Source organism: Streptomyces dryopteridis (assembly GCF_049606955.1).
GTDB lineage: Bacteria > Actinomycetota > Actinomycetes > Streptomycetales > Streptomycetaceae > Streptomyces.
The window spans coordinates 3,317,791-3,334,470 of the sequence record NZ_CP187113.1; the positions used below are offsets into that span (position 1 = coordinate 3,317,791).

The following is a 16,680-nucleotide window of genomic DNA, read 5'->3' on the forward strand; positions in this document are numbered from 1 at the left end:
CGGTCACTTTGCTCGGACAAAGCGGACACAATCTTTGTGCACGCGTTCACAAAGACATAGCCTGCATTCGACGGGGCGGCCCTGGGACAAGAGGCCGCCTGCAGCCCCGCTCATCCCGCAGGAGCACCGTGGCAACTGGCCGAACTCACCGACCGGCGACCCGCAGCCGAGGCATTCCCGAGGCCACCGTCGCCAGGCTCCCGCTGTACCTGCGGGCCCTCACCGCGCTCTCCGAGCGATCGGTGCCCACCGTTTCCTCCGAGGAATTGGCCGCCGCCGCCGGCGTGAACTCGGCCAAGCTCCGCAAGGACTTCTCCTACCTCGGGTCCTACGGCACCCGCGGGGTCGGCTACGACGTGGAATACCTCGTCTACCAGATCTCCCGCGAGCTCGGTCTGACCCAGGACTGGCCCGTCGTCATCGTCGGGATCGGCAACCTGGGCGCCGCCCTGGCCAACTACGGGGGCTTCGCCTCCCGCGGTTTCCGGGTCGCCGCCCTGATCGACGCCGACCCCGCGATGGCCGGCAAGCCGGTCGCCGGCATGCCCGTGCGGCACACCGACGAGCTGGAACGGATCATCGAGGAGAACGGCGTCTCCATCGGCGTCATCGCCACCCCCGCGGGCGCCGCCCAGCAGGTCAGCGAGCGCCTGATCGCCGCCGGCGTCACCTCCATCCTCAACTTCGCGCCCACCGTGCTGTCCGTGCCCGAGGGCGTGGACGTGCGCAAGGTGGACCTCTCCATCGAGCTCCAGATCCTCGCCTTCCACGAGCAGCGCAAGGCCGGCGAGGAGGCCGCCTCGGCCGCCGCCGTCGCCGAGGCCATGTCCGGCCAGGGCCCGGTCACCCAGGCCGCGCCCGGCGCCGGCGCGCCCGTGGCGCCCACCGGCCGCGCCGCCGTCGCCCCCCGCAAGGGCGGACCGGAGGGCGAGGTACCGGCGGTGATGCCGGCATGAGCCTCCTCGTCGTGGGCCTGAGCCACCGCAGCGCGCCCGTCAGCATCCTGGAGCGGGCCTCCCTCTCCGGCGACGCCAAGACCAAGCTGCTGCACGACACCGTGGCGTGCGAACCGGCCGCCGAGGCCGCCGTGCTGGCGACCTGCAACCGGATCGAGCTCTACGCCGACGTGGACAAGTTCCACGCCGGCGTCGCCGAGCTCTCCACCCTCCTGGCCCAGCACAGCGGGGTCGCGCTGGAGGAACTGACCCCTTATCTCTACGTGCACTACGAGGACCGCGCCGTCCACCACCTGTTCTCGGTGGCCTGCGGCCTGGACTCGATGGTGGTCGGCGAGGGGCAGATCCTCGGGCAGATCAAGGACACCCTGGCCCAGGCCCAGGAACTGCACACCGCGGGCCGGCTCACCAACGACCTGTTCCAGCAGGCCCTGCGGGTGGGCAAGCGCGCCCACTCCGAGACCGGCATCGACCGGGCCGGGCAGTCGCTGGTCACCTTCGGCCTGGAGCAGCTCGCCCGCGAGACCCCGGTGCCCGAGTGGGCCGCCGGCAAGCGGGCCCTGGTCATCGGCGCCGGCTCCATGTCCTCCCTGGCCGCGGCCACCCTGGCCCGGGCCGGGGTCGCCGAGATCGTCGTGGCCAACCGGACCGCCGAGCGCGCCGAGCGCCTCGCGGAGATCCTGGTTGCCTCGGGCACCGGGGTGCGCGCCCGCGCGGTGCTCATGAGCGAGGTCCCCGCCGAGCTGGCCCGCGCCGACGTCGCCGTGTCCTGTACCGGGGCCACCGGCCTCGTGCTGACCGGCGAGGACGTGGCCGCCGCCGTCGCCGACCGGCTCCTGGGCCACCCCGGCGAGGACGCCCCCGAATCGGCCGACGCGCCCGAGGACATCGCGCCCGCGGCCCCGGCCGCCCCCGGCGTGCCCGCCGACGTGGTGGCCCGACTGGCCGAGCTCAGCCGCTCCGGCGGCCGGATCTCCGACGCCGGCGCCGCCCGCACCCTCGCCGCCCAGAGCGAACGCGAGGGCTGCCCGGTCGGGCTCGACGCCCTGGCCTCCGACCCGACCCGCTCCGCCGACGGCCGCTCCGCGCTGGCCGGTGTGGACGCCGGGTCCCTCGAACTCCACGGCACCTGGGCCGACCAGGGCGAGGCCGCCGCCCGCCGGCAGCCCCGCGCCGCCGCCCGGGACCGCGCCGAGGCGGGGGTGCCGGTGCGCCTGGCCCTCCTCGACCTCGCGATGCCCCGTGACATCGACGCCGCCGCCCACCGGCTGCCCGGGGTGCGCCTCGTCGACATCGAGAGCCTCGCCGAGGCCGCCGCCGACGCGCCGATGGCCGCCGACGTGGACGCCGTGCGCACCCTCGTGACCGGCGAGGTGGCCGCGTTCGGCGCCGCCCAGCGCGCCGCGCACATCACCCCGACCGTGATCGCGCTGCGGGCCATGGCCGCCGAGGTCGTCGCCTCCGAGGTGGCCCGGCTCGACGGCCGGCTGCCCGAACTCGACGGCCGGCAGCGGGCCGAGGTCACGCAGACCGTGCGCCGCGTCGTGGACAAGCTGCTCCACGCGCCCACGGTCCGGGTCAAGCAGCTCGCGGGGGAACCCGGGGGCGCCGACTACGCCGAGGCGTTGAGGGAACTCTTCGACCTCGACCCGGGGGCGGTGGCCTCCGTCAGCCGGGCGGACGCCGGCGACCCGAAGAACGACACCTCAGGACGGGCATCATGAACTCAGGACGCGACGCGCGGCCGCTCCGCCTCGGCACCCGCCGCAGCAAGCTGGCCGTCTCCCAGTCCGGTCACGTCGCCGACGCCGTGCGCGCCGTGACCGGCCGGCCCGTCGAACTGGTGGAGATCACCACGTACGGCGACGTCTCCCGCGAGCACCTGGCGCAGATCGGCGGCACCGGCGTGTTCGTCGGCGCGCTGCGCGACGCGCTCCAGCGCGGCGAGGTCGACTTCGCCGTGCACTCGCTGAAGGACCTGCCCACGGCGCAGCCCGAGGACCTCGTGATCGCCGCGATGCCGCGCCGCGAGGACCCGCGCGACGCGCTGGTGGCCCGCGACGGGCTCCGCTTCGAGGAACTTCCCGACGGGGCACGGGTCGGCACCGGCTCCCCGCGTCGGATGGCGCAGCTCAACGCGTGGGCCCGGAACCTGGGCAAGCGCATCGAAACCGTCCCGATCCGGGGCAACGTCGACACCCGCATCGGGTTCGTCACCGACGGCGAACTCGACGCGGTCGTGCTCGCCGCCGCCGGCCTCAACCGGATCGGTCGCGGCGACGAGGCCACCGACCTCATCGCCGTGGACCACGTCCTGCCCGCCCCCGGCCAGGGGGCGCTGGCGGTCGAGTGCCTCGCGTCCAACGCGGACCTCATCGCCGAACTCGCCGTCCTCGACGACCCGCACACGCGGGCCGCGGTGACGGCCGAGCGAACCCTGCTCGCCGCCCTGGAGGCCGGTTGCAGCGCTCCCGTGGGCGCTTTCGCCGACCTGTTGGGCGACGGGCAGAATGCCACCGAGATGCGCTTGCGCGGAGTCGTCGGAACCCTCGACGGCGCCACGCTGGTGCAGCTGTCCACCACTGGTCCAGTGCCCGGGTCGTCCGAGGAGGCGACGGCGTTCGGCCGTGGCCTCGCGGACGAGATGTTGGCCAAGGGCGCGGCCGGTCTGATGGGGGAGCGAGTGCTTTGACCTCCACACATCCCACCACCACCTCCGCGTTCGCCGCACCCGTCGCCCACGGGCACGTCACCTTCCTCGGTGCCGGTCCGGGCGATCCGGGACTGCTGACGCTGCGGGCCGTCGAGGCCCTCGGCGGCGCGGACGTCCTGATCGCCGAACCCGACGTGCTCGACGTCGTGCGCACGCACGCGCGCGCCGGGGTCGACACGCCACAACTCACCGTCGTGGACGAGGCGTCGGCCGCCGCCGGGGTCCCGGTGATCCGGGACGCGGCCAATCTTGTCATGGAGGCCGCGCGGGCCGGCAGGCGGGTCGTCCGTGCCGTCAGCGGCGACCCCGGGCTCGACGGGAACGCGGGCGAGGAGATGCTCGCCTGCGCCGCCGAGGGGATCCCCTTCGAGGTGGTCCCGGGCGTGGCGACGGCCGTCGGCGTGCCCGCGTACGCGGGGGTTCCGCTGCGCGACAAGACCGGCACCGACGTGCACTTCCTGGACGCCCGGACCGCCTCCCCGCGCTGTTGGGCCGAGGCCGGGACGAGCGAGTCCACCCTGGTGGTCTCCGCGACCCTGGAGACGGTGGCGGCGGCGGCCGGGGAGCTGGTCTCCGCCGGGCGTTCCCCGCAGACCCCGCTGACCGTCACGGTCGCCGGCACCACCACCCGGCAGCGGACCTGGACCGCGACGCTGGGCACCATCGCGCAGGTCTTCAAGCAGGGCAAGATCCTGCCTTCCCCCGAGGGCGGCCGGCAGGTGATAGCCGTGGTCGGCGAGACCTGCGCGGTCGACCGCCGGGAGGAGCTGGCCTGGTTCGAGTCGAAGCCGCTGTTCGGCTGGCGGGTGCTGGTGCCGCGCACCAAGGAGCAGGCCGCGTCCCTCTCGGACCAGCTGCGCTCCTACGGCGCGGTGCCGCACGAGGTGCCGACCATCGCGGTGGAGCCGCCCAGGACCCCGCAGCAGATGGAGCGGGCCGTCAAGGGCCTGGTGACGGGCCGCTACGAGTGGATCGCGTTCACCTCCGTCAACGCGGTCAAGGCGGTGCGCGAGAAGTTCGAGGAGTACGGGCTGGACGCGCGGGCCTTCGCGGGCATCAAGGTCGCGGCGGTCGGCGAGCAGACGGCGGCCTCGCTGGTGGAGTTCGGCGTGAAGCCCGACCTCGTGCCCAGCGGTGAGCAGTCGGCGGCCGGGCTGCTGGAGGACTGGCCGCCCTACGACCCGGTCTTCGACCCGATCGACCGGGTGTTCCTGCCGCGCGCGGACATCGCGACGGAGACCCTGGTGGCCGGGCTGATAGAGCTGGGCTGGGAGGTCGACGACGTGACCGCGTACCGGACCGTGCGGGCCTCGCCGCCGCCGGCCGACACGCGGGAGGCGATCAAGGGCGGCGGGTTCGACGCGGTGCTCTTCACCTCCTCCTCCACCGTGCGCAACCTGGTGGGGATCGCGGGCAAGCCGCACAACGTGACCGTGATCGCCTGCATCGGGCCGGCCACCGCGAAGACGGCCGAGGAGCACGGGCTGCGCGTGGACGTGCTCTCGCCCGAGCCGAGCGTGGGCCGGCTGGCCGAGGCGCTGGCCGAGTACGGCGCGGCGCGCCGGGACGCGGCGAAGGCGGCCGGGGAGGCCGTGTACCGGCCCAGCGAGCGGCGCCCCGGGGCGCGGCGGCGGCGCACCACCACCTGAGGCGCGCGAGGTTTCACGTGGAACATCCGGCGGGGCCGGGTCGGGACGAGCTCCCGGCCCGGCCCCGCCGTCGTGTCCCCGGGGGAAGCCCGCGCGGTACCGGCCGACCCCCTAGTGCTGCGACCGCAAAGGTTCACCGTGTCACGGCGCCCGGCACGGCACCTCGCGGCGTTGTCGGACCACCGAAGTACGTCCGGTACTCCCGGCAGTCCTCCGCCTTGCGATGCACCGCACCGAACACCGCGACCCGGCAAACCTTCCCGGCCACAGCACTAGGCTGGACGGGCCGGCCGGGTTCGGCGGCGACGACGACGAAGCGAAGAGCGAAGAGGCGACACGAAGATGAGCGCGTACGGTTCCTTCCCCGGCTCCCGGCCCCGCCGGCTGCGGACCACCCCGGCGATGCGCCGGATGGTCGCCGAGACCCGTCTGCACCCCTCGGACCTGATCCTGCCCGCCTTCGTCCGCGAGGGGATCTCGGAGCCGTTGGCGATCTCGGCGATGCCCGGGGTGGTGCAGCACACCCGGGACACGCTGCGGAAGGCGGCGGCCGAGGCGGTCGCGGCCGGGGTCTCGGGGATCATGCTGTTCGGCGTGCCGGCGGACGAGAACAAGGACGCGCTGGGCACGGCCGGCACCGAACCGGACGGGATCCTCCAACTCGCGATCCGCGACGTGCGCGCCGAGGTCGGCGACGACCTCGTGATCATGTCGGACCTGTGCCTGGACGAGTACACCGACCACGGGCACTGCGGGGTGCTGGACGCGGAGGGCCGGGTCGACAACGACGCGACCCTGGAGCGGTACGCGGAGATGGCGCAGGTGCAGGCCGACGCGGGCGTCCACGTGGTGGGTCCCAGCGGGATGATGGACGGCCAGGTCGGGGTGATCCGGGACGCGCTCGACGAGACCGGGCACGAGGACGTGGCGATCCTGGCCTACACGGCGAAGTACTCCTCGGCGTTCTACGGCCCGTTCCGGGAGGCGGTGGGCTCCTCCCTCCAGGGCGACCGCAAGACGTACCAGCAGGACCCGGCGAACGCGCGCGAGTCGCTGCGCGAGCTGGCCCTGGACCTGGAGGAGGGGGCCGACATGGTGATGGTGAAGCCGGCCGGCCCCTACCTCGACATCCTGTACCGGGTCGCGCAGGCGGTGGACGTGCCGGTGTCCGCCTACCAGATCAGCGGCGAGTACTCGATGATCGAGGCCGCCGCCGAGAAGGGCTGGGTGGAGCGCGAGCGGGCCATCCTGGAGACCCTGCTCGGCATCAAGCGGGCCGGCGCGGACACGATCCTGACCTACTGGGCCACCGAGGCGGCCGGGCTGCTGCGGCGCGAGGGCTGAGCGGGACCGCCGCGCCCCGCCGTGCCCCTCGTGCGGGTCAGGCGGGGGCGCGGCGCGGGCCGGCGGCGGTGGTGAGCCGGCGCAGCAGCCATTCGAGGGGGCCCCGGCGCAGGTCGGAGCGGCGGCAGGCGGCCTGCCACAGCACGCAGCCGAGCAGGGCGCCGGCGCTGAAGCCGAGGAGCACGTCCCAGCCGCTCCACCCGTGGGTGAGGAGCGCGAGCACGAGGGCGTGGGCCACGTACACGGACAGGGCCATGGCGCCGACGGCGGCGAGCGGGCGCAGCAGGCGGGCGACGGGGGCGGAGCGGGCGGCGGCGGTGGCGGCGGCGACGAGGAGGGCGCCGGCGCCGATGTTGCCGAGGGTCTCCAGCGGGGTCTGGCTGTAGGGGCCGGCCAGCAGCAGCCATTCGGGGGCGGTGCCCGGGACGGCGCCGTACTGGGAGGCGAGGACGGCGGCCACGGGGTCGGCGGCGGTCAGGGCCCAGGGGTGTTCGGCGGCTATGGCGCGCAGGATTTCGGCGCGGGCGCCGAGGGGGCCGAGGGCGAGCCAGGACAGGCCGTGGCCGAGGAGGACGGCGGCGGCGCCGAATCCGGCCAGCCGGAGCGGGGCGCGCGGCTCGCCGAGGGCGAAGACGCGGCCGAGGACCATGCCGACCAGCACGTAGGGCAGGTAGGTGAGCAGGGGGTAGGCGCCGCCGAGGAGGAGTTCGCGCAGGGCGCCGGCGACCCCGTGCCAGCTGGTGAGGTCGGCGGGGACGGGGGTGGTGCCCCGGCCGCCGGTGCGGTAGCCGAGGTGTGGGCCCAGCAGGTGGGAGAGGACCGGGCCGAGGACGACGGAGGCGCCCGCGATCAGGGCCAGCCGGCGGGTCCGCAGCCGGGTGAGGGGTTCGGCGGCGAGGAAGTAGACGGCGTAGAAGGCCAGGATGACCAGGATGCCGGGGGAGAGGGCGGCGAGGGCGAGGCCGAGGGCGCCGAGGACGGCGCAGCGTATGAGGGTGGCGCGCAGGGGTGGGGCGGCGCCGGAGCCGGCGCGGGCCAGGCTGAGGGAGAGGCCGGCGATCAGGGTGAAGACGGCGGGGGCGCGCCCGTCGGCGAGGACCAGCAGCCAGCCGGCGCCCTCGGGGCGGGGCGGGGGGCCGACGTGGACGGCGAACATGCCGAGGACGGCGAGCCCGCGGGCGGCGTCCAGTCCGATGAGGCGACTCGTTCCCATGTTCGTGAAGAGGCCCACGGGATGGTCATGGTTCCGTAAAGGGACGATCAGGTGAACGGCGACGGGCGCCGGCCCGACCCGTGGGGGTCCGGCCGGCGCCCGTCGCGCGGGGTGCCCGTGATCAGAGGCGCTCGGGGGTGCGGATGCCGAGCAGGGCCATGCCCTTGGAGAGGGTGCGGGCGGTCAGGTCGCACAGGAAGAGACGGTTCTCGACCTGCTCCGGGGTCTCGGCCTTGAGGACCGGGCACTCGGAGTAGAAGCCCGTGTACAGGGAGGCCAGCTGGTACAGGTAGCCGGCCAGCTTGTGCGGGGCGTACTCGGCGGCGGCCTCGCCGACGAGGGCGCCGAAGGCGTCGAGGTGCAGGCCGAGGGCGCGCTCGGCGGGGACCAGGGCCAGTTCCGGGTGGGCGACGGGGCGGGCCTCGCCGGCCTTGCGCAGGATGGACCGGATCCGGGCGTAGGCGTACTGGAGGTAGACGGAGGTGTCGCCGGTCAGCGAGACCATCTGGTCCAGGTCGAACTTGTAGTCGCGGTTGGCGGAGGTGGACAGGTCGGCGTACTTGACGGCGCCGATGCCGACCTGCGCGCCGCGCTCGGCGATCTCGTCCTCGCCGAGGTCCTGGGCCTTCTCGCGGACCACGGCGGCGGCGCGCTCGACGGCCTCGTCGAGGAGGTCCACGAGGCGGACGGTCTCGCCCTCGCGGGTCTTGAAGGGCTTGCCGTCGGCGCCGAGGACGGTGCCGAACGCGAGCTGCACGGCCTTGACCCCGTCGGTGATCCAGCCGGCCCGGCGGGCGGTCTCGAAGACCATCTTGAAGTGCAGGGACTGGCGGGCGTCGACCACGTACAGCAGCGTGGACGCCTTCAGCTCGCCGACCCGGTTCCGGATCGCGGACAGGTCGGTGGCGGCGTAGCCGAAGCCGCCGTCGGACTTCTGCACGATGAGCGGGGTCGGGTTGCCGTCGGGGCCCTTGACGTCGTCGAAGAACACGCACAGCGCGCCGTTGGAGCGGACGGCGACGCCCGACTCCTCCAGCAGCCGGCAGGTCTCGGCGAGCATGTCGTTGTAGCCGGACTCGCCGACCACGTCGGGGTCGGCGATGTCCATGTCGAGCTTGTCGAAGACGGAGTAGAAGTAGATCTTCGACTCGTCGACGAACCGCTGCCACAGGGCGAGGGTCTCGGGGTCGCCGGCCTGGAGGTCGACGACGCGGGCCCGGGCGCGGGTCTTGAACTCCTCGTCGGAGTCGAACAGGGCCCGGGACGCCTTGTAGAGGCGGTTGAGGTTGGACATGGCCTCCTCGCCGGAGACGGCCGTGTCCTCGCCCTTGTGGTCCAGCTCGTGCGGGTGCTCCAGGAGGTACTGGATGAGCATGCCGAACTGGGTGCCCCAGTCGCCGATGTGGTGGCGCCGGATCACGGTCTCGCCGGTGAACTCCAGGATCTCGACCATGGCGGCGCCGATCACGGCGGACCGCAGGTGGCCGACGTGCATCTCCTTGGCGACGTTGGGCTGCGCGTAGTCGATGACGGTGGTGCCGGCCGTGTCGGAGGGGGCCACGCCGAGCCGGTCGCCGTCGGCGGCGCGGGCGGCGAGGGTCTCGATGATGGCGCGGTCGGAGACGGTGATGTTCAGGAAGCCGGGGCCGGAGACCTCGACGTCGGCGATCACGTCGCCCTTGTCGAGGGCGGCGACCACGGTGCCGGCCAGTTCGCGCGGGTTGGCCTTGGCCTTCTTGGCGAGGGCGAGGATCCCGTTGGCCTGGAAGTCGGCCCGGTCGCTTCGTCGCAGCAGCGGGTCGACGGCCGCGTCGCGGTCCGCCGGGAGGGCGGAGGCGAGGGCTGCCGCGACGCGCTGGTCGACGGAGGAAGCGAGGGAGTGGACCGAGGCCATGAGTTGCCGTTCCTGTGAGTGGTCGGGTCGGTGCCGGCGCCGGTGCGGGGCCGCCCGGTCCGCCGGGGCGGCGGGGTGGGGCGGCTCGCGCGCGTCGCGCGCGGCGGTCACGAGTATCCCACGCAGGGGCCTTCCGATTCACGGCGATAACGGCCGGGGCCGGTCGCCGGGCAACCCCGGGGCGGCCGTCGCCGTCTGGGAGAATGGGCAAAGCCAGCATTCGAGATAGAAGGACGTGTCGTGGCTCAGAGCAGCACCGAGACCGACTGGGTCTCCCGGTTCGCCGACGAGGTCATCGCCGAGGCGGAGCGTCGAGCACCCGGCAAACCGGTGGTCGTCGCGTCCGGACTCTCCCCCTCCGGCCCCATCCACCTGGGCAACCTGCGCGAGGTCATGACCCCGCACCTGGTCGCCGACGAGATCCGCCGCCGGGGCATCGAGGTGCGGCACGTCCTGTCCTGGGACGACTACGACCGGTACCGCAAGGTCCCCAAGGGCATCCCGGGCGTCACCGAGGAGTCGCACCTGCGGCACATCGGGCGCCCGCTGACCTCCGTGCCGGCCCCCGAGGGCTCGGCGCACCCGAACTGGGCGGAGCACTTCAAGGCCGCGATGGTCGAGGCGCTGGCCGAGCTGGGCGTGGAGTACGACCCGATCAGCCAGACCGAGCAGTACACCTCGGGCGTCTACCGCGAGCAGGTCCTGTTCGCGATGCGCCACCGCGGGGACATCGACGCGGTCCTGGCCCAGTACCGGACCAAGCCGAAGGCCGCGAAGAAGTCGCAGAAGCCGGTGGACGAGGCCGAGCTGGAGGCCGCCGAGGGCTCGGGCGCCGCGTCCGAGGACGACGGCAGCGCCGAGGGCGCCGAGTACTTCCCGTACAAGCCGTACTGCGCGCGCTGCGACAAGGACTTCACCACCGTCACCGCGTACGACGACGAGACCACGGAGCTGACGTACGTCTGCGCCGAGGACGGGTTCACCGAGACGGTCAAGCTCAGCGAGTTCAACCGCGGCAAGCTGGTCTGGAAGGTCGACTGGCCGATGCGCTGGGCCTACGAGGGCGTGGTCTTCGAGCCCTCGGGCGTGGACCACTCCTCGCCGGGCTCCTCGTTCCAGGTCGGCGGCCAGATCGTGCACATCTTCGGCGGCGAGCAGCCGATCGGCCCGATGTACGCGTTCGTGGGCATCAGCGGCATGGCGAAGATGTCCTCCAGCAAGGGCGGGGTGCCCACCCCGGCCGACGCGCTGGAGATCATGGAGCCGCAGCTGCTGCGCTGGCTGTACGCCCGTCGCCGCCCGAACCAGAGCTTCAAGATCGCCTTCGACCAGGAGATCCAGCGGCTCTACGACGAGTGGGACAAGCTGGAGGCGAAGGTCGCCGACGGTTCGGTGCTGCCGGCGGACGCCGCCGCGCACACCCGCGCCGTGCGCACCGCGGAGCGCGAGCTGCCGCGCACCGCGCGCCCGCTGCCGTACCGGACGCTGGCCTCCGTCGCCGACATCACGGCCGGGAACGCCGAGCAGACCCTGCGGATCCTGGCGGATCTGGACCCGAGCGACCCGCCGGCCTCCCTCGACGAGGTCCGGCCGCGCCTGGACCGGGCCGAGAACTGGATCTCCACGCAGGTGCCGGCCGACCAGCGGACCCTGGTGCGCTCCGAGCCGGACGCCGAGCTGCTGGGCTCGCTGGACGAGGACGGCCGCGAGTCGCTGCGGCTGCTGGTGGCCGGGCTGGACGAGAACTGGTCGCTGGACGGGCTGACCACGCTCGTCTACGGCGTGCCGAAGGTGATGGCCGGGCTGGCGCCGGACGCCAAGCCCACGCCGGAGCTGAAGGTCGCGCAGCGCACGTTCTTCGCGCTGCTGTACCGCCTGCTGGTGACCCGGGAGACCGGGCCGCGGCTGCCCACGCTGCTGCTGGCGGTCGGGGCGGACCGGGTGCGGACGCTGCTGGGCGCGTAGGGGATGTGACGAGGGCCCCTGCGCCGACTTCGGTCGGTGCGGGGGCCCTTCGGCGTGTCGGGGCGGGTCAGGCGATGTGCTCGCTTTCGAGTTCGCGCTGCCAGCGGGCCTTGATCTCGGGCATCAGGCGGCCGACGCGGGCCGTCTCGTGGGGTTCGAGGGGGCCGTGCCGCTCGGTGATGAGGTCGGCGAGTTCGCCGGGGGTGGGGATGACGTTGGTGGCGGCGACGCGGGTGCTGAACACCTCGTAGGCCAGTTCGCGCAGGTCGGCCTCGGTGCGGCGGTGCTCCTCCGGCGCGGGCGCGGGGGCCGGTTCGGGCGCGGGCCCGGTGGGGGCCGGGGCGGACTCGGCGCGGGGGGCGGGGACGGTGGGGCGGGGCTCGACGCCGGCCTCGGGCGCGGGGTGTTCCTCGGCGGGGGCCGGGTGCTCGGTCTCGGCCTCGGCCGTCGCGTGCTCCTCGCGCTGCTTGGGGGCGACGGGGGCCGCGAACCAGGCGCTGTTGTGGGCGGCCGGCATGGCGGTGGGGTCCACGGCGAAGGGGGCGGGCTGGTGCGGGCGGTGGTGCTGTTCGGCCTGCACGATGACCGGGGTGGGCAGGGGGTTGGGGATCTCCTGCGGGGCCGTCGCGGCCGGGGTCGCGGTCGGGGGTGTCGCGGTCGGTGCCGTCTGCGCCGTCTGCGCCCCGGGCGTCTCCCGCGGTGTGGCCTGGGGGAGGGCCGGCGCGGCGGTGGGTTCCGGGAGTTCGGCGGCCGGCGGGGCCGGCGGCAGCAGCACGGGTTCGATGCCGGCGGCGGCGAGTCCGGTGGCGGCGGTCTGTGAGAGCGGCACGCCGATCCGGGCCAGCCGGAGCGGGACGAGGGATTCGACGGGGGCCTTGCGGCGCCAGCCGCGCCCGAACCGGGCCTGGAGCCGGGCCTGGTAGATCAGCCGGTCCTGCTCCATGGTGACGGCCTGCTGGTAGGAGCGCAGCTCCCAGAGCTTCATCCGGCGCCACAACTTGAAGGTGGGGACGGGGGAGAGCAGCCAGCGCGTGATGCGGACGCCCTCCATGTGCCGGTCGGCCGTGATGTCGGCGATCCGGCCGACGGCGTGCCGGGCGGCCTCGACGGTCACCACGAAGAGGACCGGGATGACGGCGTGCATGCCGACGCCGAGCGGGTCGGGCCAGGCGGCGGCGCCGTTGAAGGCGATGGTGGCGACGGTGAGCAGCCACGCGGTCTGCCGCAGGAGCGGGAACGGGATCCGGATCCAGGTCAGCAACAGGTCGAGGGCGAGCAGGACGCAGATGCCGGCGTCGATGCCGATCGGGAAGACCAGCGAGAAGTCGCCGAAACCTTTCTTCAACGCCAGTTCGCGCACGGCCGCGTAACTGCCGGCGAAGCCGATGCCGGCGATGACGACGGCTCCGGCGATGACCACGCCGATCAGGATCCGGTGCGTACGAGTCAGTTGTATCGCGGCCACCCGCGATCCCCTCCCACTGGCGACGAGCTGTGAGAGCACAGCGTACGGCTGACCGGGTGTCAATCACCTCTCGGGGAGATCCCGGTTCGGCCGCCGAAGGTCCCGGGCCGGCGCGCGGCGGGTGCGTGCCCACCGCGTGCCGGCCCGGGACCGGCGGGCGTCACTCGCTGTCGGAGGAGGCCGAACCGCTCGGGGTCGCGGAGGGGGAGGCACTGCCGGAGGGCTTCGCGGAGGCCGAGCCGGAGGGCTTGGGGGCGTCGGACTTCGTGCCGCCGCCGCCCTTGCCGTCGATGACGCCGACGGCCTCCTTGGCCGCGCCGATCGCGTTGGCGAGCAGCTTGTCGTGGTCGGGCTCGGTGGCCCCCTCGAACGCGGCGCCGTTGTAGTCCAGGGACAGGACGATGTTCTCGACCCGGACCACGACGGTGGTGTTGAAGGACGGCGCGTCGTCCTTGGTGACGGTGTACGTGATGGTGGTGGCCTTGTCGCCGATGCCCGCCTCGGGGCTCTCCTTGACGCTCTTCGCCCCGGCGGTGCCCTTGGCCGTCGCGACCTGCTTGGCGAACTGCTCCTCGGCGCGCTTGTTGGCGCCGCCGAGGCCGTCGTGGGAGTCGTAGCGGACCAGGGACGCGGACAGCCAGCGGTAGTCGGAGCCCTTCAGGCCGTCCGACTCCAGGCCGTTCCACGAGCAGCTCGCGCGGGCGGCGAGGTCGTTGGACTTGGCGGGGGTGCCGCCCTTCTCCTTGGCGGAGGGGACCAGGTCGCCGATGCTCTTCGCCGAGAACAGCTTGCAGGGTTCCGGCAGCTTCGCGTACTTCGCCTTCTCCTCGGGCGCGGCCGAGGGGGCGGAGGAGGAGCCGGCGGCGTCGGAGGAGGCGGACTTCTCCTTCTTGCCCGTGTCCGAGGACTTCCCGGAGTCGGAGGAGCAACCGGCGACCGTGAGGATCACCGGGACGGCTGCGCAGGCGAGAACGCGGGTGAGGCGCGAGGCTGATCGGTGCATGGTTCCTTCATCCGAGAACGTCAAGGGGACCGTGCCACCGTAGCCCGATCGGGTGGCCGTCCGCTGACGAGGGCGTCCGCCGGCGCCCCGCGCGGGGGCCGGCGCGGACCGCGCCCGGGCCCCGTCCCAGGCCGCTCAGTCCTCCATGCCCTCGGCCAGCGCCTCGGCGAGTTCCCTGGTCAGGGCCTGTGTCTCGGCCGCTCCGGGGATGGCGCCGGGCAGCTTGGGGTGGATGCCGTACTCCACGGTGACGATCACGTTGGAGGTGCGGAAGACCACGCGGACCGTGCGCGACTGGGCCATGGACCCGGCCGCGTCCAGCCGGTCGTCGAGGAATGCCTCGGTGCCCAGGGAGTCGAGCCGGCGGGAGGCCAGGGGGCCGGCGCCGGCCGGGCCGGAGGCGGACGGGGCGGGCGAACCCGAGGCGGAGGGGGCGCCGCCCGAGCCGCTCGGCACGGGGGTCGGGGTGCCGCCCTCCTGCGGGTTCGCGCCGGGAGCCGAGGAGGCGGCCGAGGCCGAGGGCGCGGGCGAGGCGGGGGCGGTCGACGGGGGCGTCGCCGGCTCGGAGCCGCCGGGGGTGGGTTCGGCGGGCAGGCCGGCGTCGGTGAGCAGCCGCTCCCAGACCCGGTGGGCCTCGACCTCGTCGCCGACCGAGCGGTCGTAGGAGACGACCCGTTCGAAGGTGACGCGCAACTGCCGGGTGGTGTCGGGGCCCGCGGCGTTCCAGCGGCAGCCGACCCGGCGGTCCCCGTCGTAGGCGGTGTCGGGGGTGCCCGCGTAGAGCTGCTCGCGCTGCTCGGTGGTGTAGGCGTCCGGGGCGGGCACCATCCGCTTCACGCTCTTGGCGCCGACCGCCTTGCAGGGGGAGGGCAGCACCCGGTACTTGCCGGGGGCGGCGGCGGAGGTGCCGCCGTCGCCGGGCTTGGAGTCGCCGGTGACGTCGCCGGTGTCGCCGCCGGCGGAGCAGCCGGCGACCAGGGCGCCGACCGCGGCCAGCGCCACGAGAGGGGACAGGGCGGCGCGGCGTGTGCCCGGCTTGCGCAGCACGTGGAGGGGCTCCCTTCGCAGGTCCCGCGACGGGCGGGGGAAAAACGCGTTGCCCGACGCGGTGGGCGGTGAACACCATGTGTACCGCACGCGTCCGCGCCGTCGCCCGGTCCCTGCCCTGTTCGGGGGCCTGGGCATGGCCTTTTCGCGTATTCGGACTTTTCTGTTCTGACAGGGTAGTGGGGCAATCGAATGGTGGGCTTGTCATGTCCTTTGTAGAAGTGCCGGGAGCGCGGGTTCCGATCCGGATGTGGACCGACCCGCGAACCGTGGAGGAGCGAGCCATGGCGCAGCTCCACAACACGGCCGGCCTTCCGTGGATCAAGGGCCTGGCCGTCATGCCGGACGTGCACTACGGCAAGGGCGCCACCGTCGGCTCCGTGATCGCCATGAAGGACGCGGTGTGTCCGGCGGCGGTCGGCGTGGACATCGGCTGCGGCATGTCGGCGGTGCGGACCTCGCTCACGGCGGAGGACCTGCCCGGGGACCTGTCGCGGCTGCGGACGCGGATCGAGGCGGCCATCCCCGTCGGCAAGGGCATCCACCGCGAACCGGTGGACCCCACGCGGCTGTACGGGGTGGACGCGGACGGGCTCGACGACCTGTGGGAACGCTTCGACGGGATCGCCGACGCGGTGAAGTTCCGGCGGGACCGGGCCGCGCGCCAGCTCGGCACCCTGGGCACCGGCAACCACTTCGTCGAGTTCTGCCTCGACGACACGGGCGCCGTCTGGCTGATGCTGCACTCCGGCTCGCGCAACGTGGGCAACGAACTCGCCGAGCACCACATCACCGTGGCCCGGGGGCTGGAGCACAACCAGGGCCTGGTCGACCGGGACCTGGCCGTCTTCCTCGCGGCCACCCCCGAGATGGAGGCGTACCGCTCCGACCTGTACTGGGCGCAGGAGTACGCGACGTGGAACCGGGCCGTGATGATGGCCCTGTTCAAGGAGGTCGTGCGGCGCGAGTTCCGCAAGGCCAAGGTGTCCTTCGAGCCGGAGATCAGCTGCCACCACAACTACGTGGCGGAGGAGCGGTACGAGGGGATGGACCTGCTGGTGACGCGGAAGGGCGCGATCCGGGCCGGGGACGGGGAGTTCGGGATCATCCCGGGGTCCATGGGCACCGAGTCGTACATCGTGCGCGGCCTGGGCAACGAGGCGTCGTTCAACTCGGCCTCGCACGGGGCGGGTCGGAAGATGAGCCGGACGGCCGCGAAGCGGAAGTTCACCACGCGGGACCTGGAGGCGCAGACCCGGGGGGTGGAGTGCCGCAAGGACGCGGGGGTGGTGGACGAGATCCCCGGCGCGTACAAGTCGATCGGGCAGGTCATCGAGCAGCAGCAGGACCTGGTGGCCGTGGTGGCGCGGCTCAAGCAGGTGATCTGCGTCAAGGGCTGAGGCCCGGACGCGGTGGACGCGGACGCGCTGG

General features: G+C 73.7%; 12 protein-coding genes. 7 read left to right on the top strand and 5 right to left on the bottom strand.

Translation table 11 applies throughout. The features are described 5' to 3' along the window. Positions 1 to 128 precede the first annotated feature (128 nt). From ACN20G_RS14185 to hemB, 5 genes are all read left to right on the top strand, one after another. On the top strand, positions 129 to 956 hold the full coding sequence (locus ACN20G_RS14185) for a redox-sensing transcriptional repressor Rex (protein WP_424213138.1): 828 nt from the start codon (positions 129 to 131) through the stop codon (positions 954 to 956). Then, on the top strand, positions 953 to 2,680 hold the full coding sequence (locus ACN20G_RS14190; RefSeq protein WP_424213139.1) for a glutamyl-tRNA reductase: 1,728 nt from the start codon (positions 953 to 955) through the stop codon (positions 2,678 to 2,680). The genes ACN20G_RS14185 and ACN20G_RS14190 overlap by 4 nt, the downstream gene beginning before the upstream one ends. Next, a complete protein-coding gene (hemC, locus tag ACN20G_RS14195; RefSeq protein ID WP_424213140.1) occupies positions 2,677 to 3,648 on the top strand; it encodes a hydroxymethylbilane synthase in 972 nt (323 codons plus the stop codon). Before ACN20G_RS14190 ends, hemC begins: the two co-directional genes overlap by 4 nt. Next, the gene (locus ACN20G_RS14200) at positions 3,645 to 5,318 is read left to right on the top strand and encodes a uroporphyrinogen-III synthase (RefSeq protein ID WP_424213141.1); all 1,674 of its coding nucleotides are present in this window, start codon (positions 3,645 to 3,647) and stop codon (positions 5,316 to 5,318) included. The genes hemC and ACN20G_RS14200 overlap by 4 nt, the downstream gene beginning before the upstream one ends. A gap of 342 nt (positions 5,319 to 5,660) precedes the next feature. Next, complete coding sequence (hemB, locus tag ACN20G_RS14205; protein WP_424213142.1) at positions 5,661 to 6,662, top strand: porphobilinogen synthase; 1,002 nt, start codon at positions 5,661 to 5,663, stop codon at positions 6,660 to 6,662. Positions 6,663 to 6,699: 37 nt separating this feature from the next. Here the strand turns inward: hemB and ACN20G_RS14210 are convergent, their stop codons facing one another. Next, entirely contained in the window at positions 6,700 to 7,875 is a 1,176-nt protein-coding gene (locus ACN20G_RS14210) for a DUF418 domain-containing protein (RefSeq protein ID WP_424213143.1), read from the bottom strand. A 121-nt stretch (positions 7,876 to 7,996) separates the two neighbouring features. After that, on the bottom strand, positions 7,997 to 9,769 hold the full coding sequence (argS, locus tag ACN20G_RS14215) for an arginine--tRNA ligase (protein WP_424215503.1): 1,773 nt from the start codon (positions 9,767 to 9,769) through the stop codon (positions 7,997 to 7,999). 240 nt (positions 9,770 to 10,009) lie between these two features. On the opposite strand from argS, the gene lysS reads away from it, so the two are divergent. After that, the gene (lysS, locus tag ACN20G_RS14220) at positions 10,010 to 11,734 is read left to right on the top strand and encodes a lysine--tRNA ligase (protein ID WP_424213144.1); all 1,725 of its coding nucleotides are present in this window, start codon (positions 10,010 to 10,012) and stop codon (positions 11,732 to 11,734) included. Positions 11,735 to 11,801: 67 nt separating this feature from the next. Here lysS and ACN20G_RS14225 read toward each other — a convergent pair whose 3' ends face one another. The 3 genes from ACN20G_RS14225 to ACN20G_RS14235 form a co-directional block, all read right to left on the bottom strand. Next, on the bottom strand, positions 11,802 to 13,199 hold the full coding sequence (locus ACN20G_RS14225) for a DUF2637 domain-containing protein (RefSeq protein ID WP_424213145.1): 1,398 nt from the start codon (positions 13,197 to 13,199) through the stop codon (positions 11,802 to 11,804). A 160-nt stretch (positions 13,200 to 13,359) separates the two neighbouring features. After that, the gene (locus ACN20G_RS14230; protein ID WP_424213146.1) at positions 13,360 to 14,202 is read right to left on the bottom strand and encodes a DUF3558 domain-containing protein; all 843 of its coding nucleotides are present in this window, start codon (positions 14,200 to 14,202) and stop codon (positions 13,360 to 13,362) included. Positions 14,203 to 14,337: 135 nt separating this feature from the next. Continuing rightward, on the bottom strand, positions 14,338 to 15,249 hold the full coding sequence (locus tag ACN20G_RS14235) for a DUF3558 domain-containing protein (RefSeq protein WP_424213147.1): 912 nt from the start codon (positions 15,247 to 15,249) through the stop codon (positions 14,338 to 14,340). Between the two features lie 206 nt (positions 15,250 to 15,455). On the opposite strand from ACN20G_RS14235, the gene ACN20G_RS14240 reads away from it, so the two are divergent. Then, the gene (locus ACN20G_RS14240; protein WP_424213148.1) at positions 15,456 to 16,649 is read left to right on the top strand and encodes an RtcB family protein; all 1,194 of its coding nucleotides are present in this window, start codon (positions 15,456 to 15,458) and stop codon (positions 16,647 to 16,649) included. Positions 16,650 to 16,680: the final 31 nt, after the last annotated feature.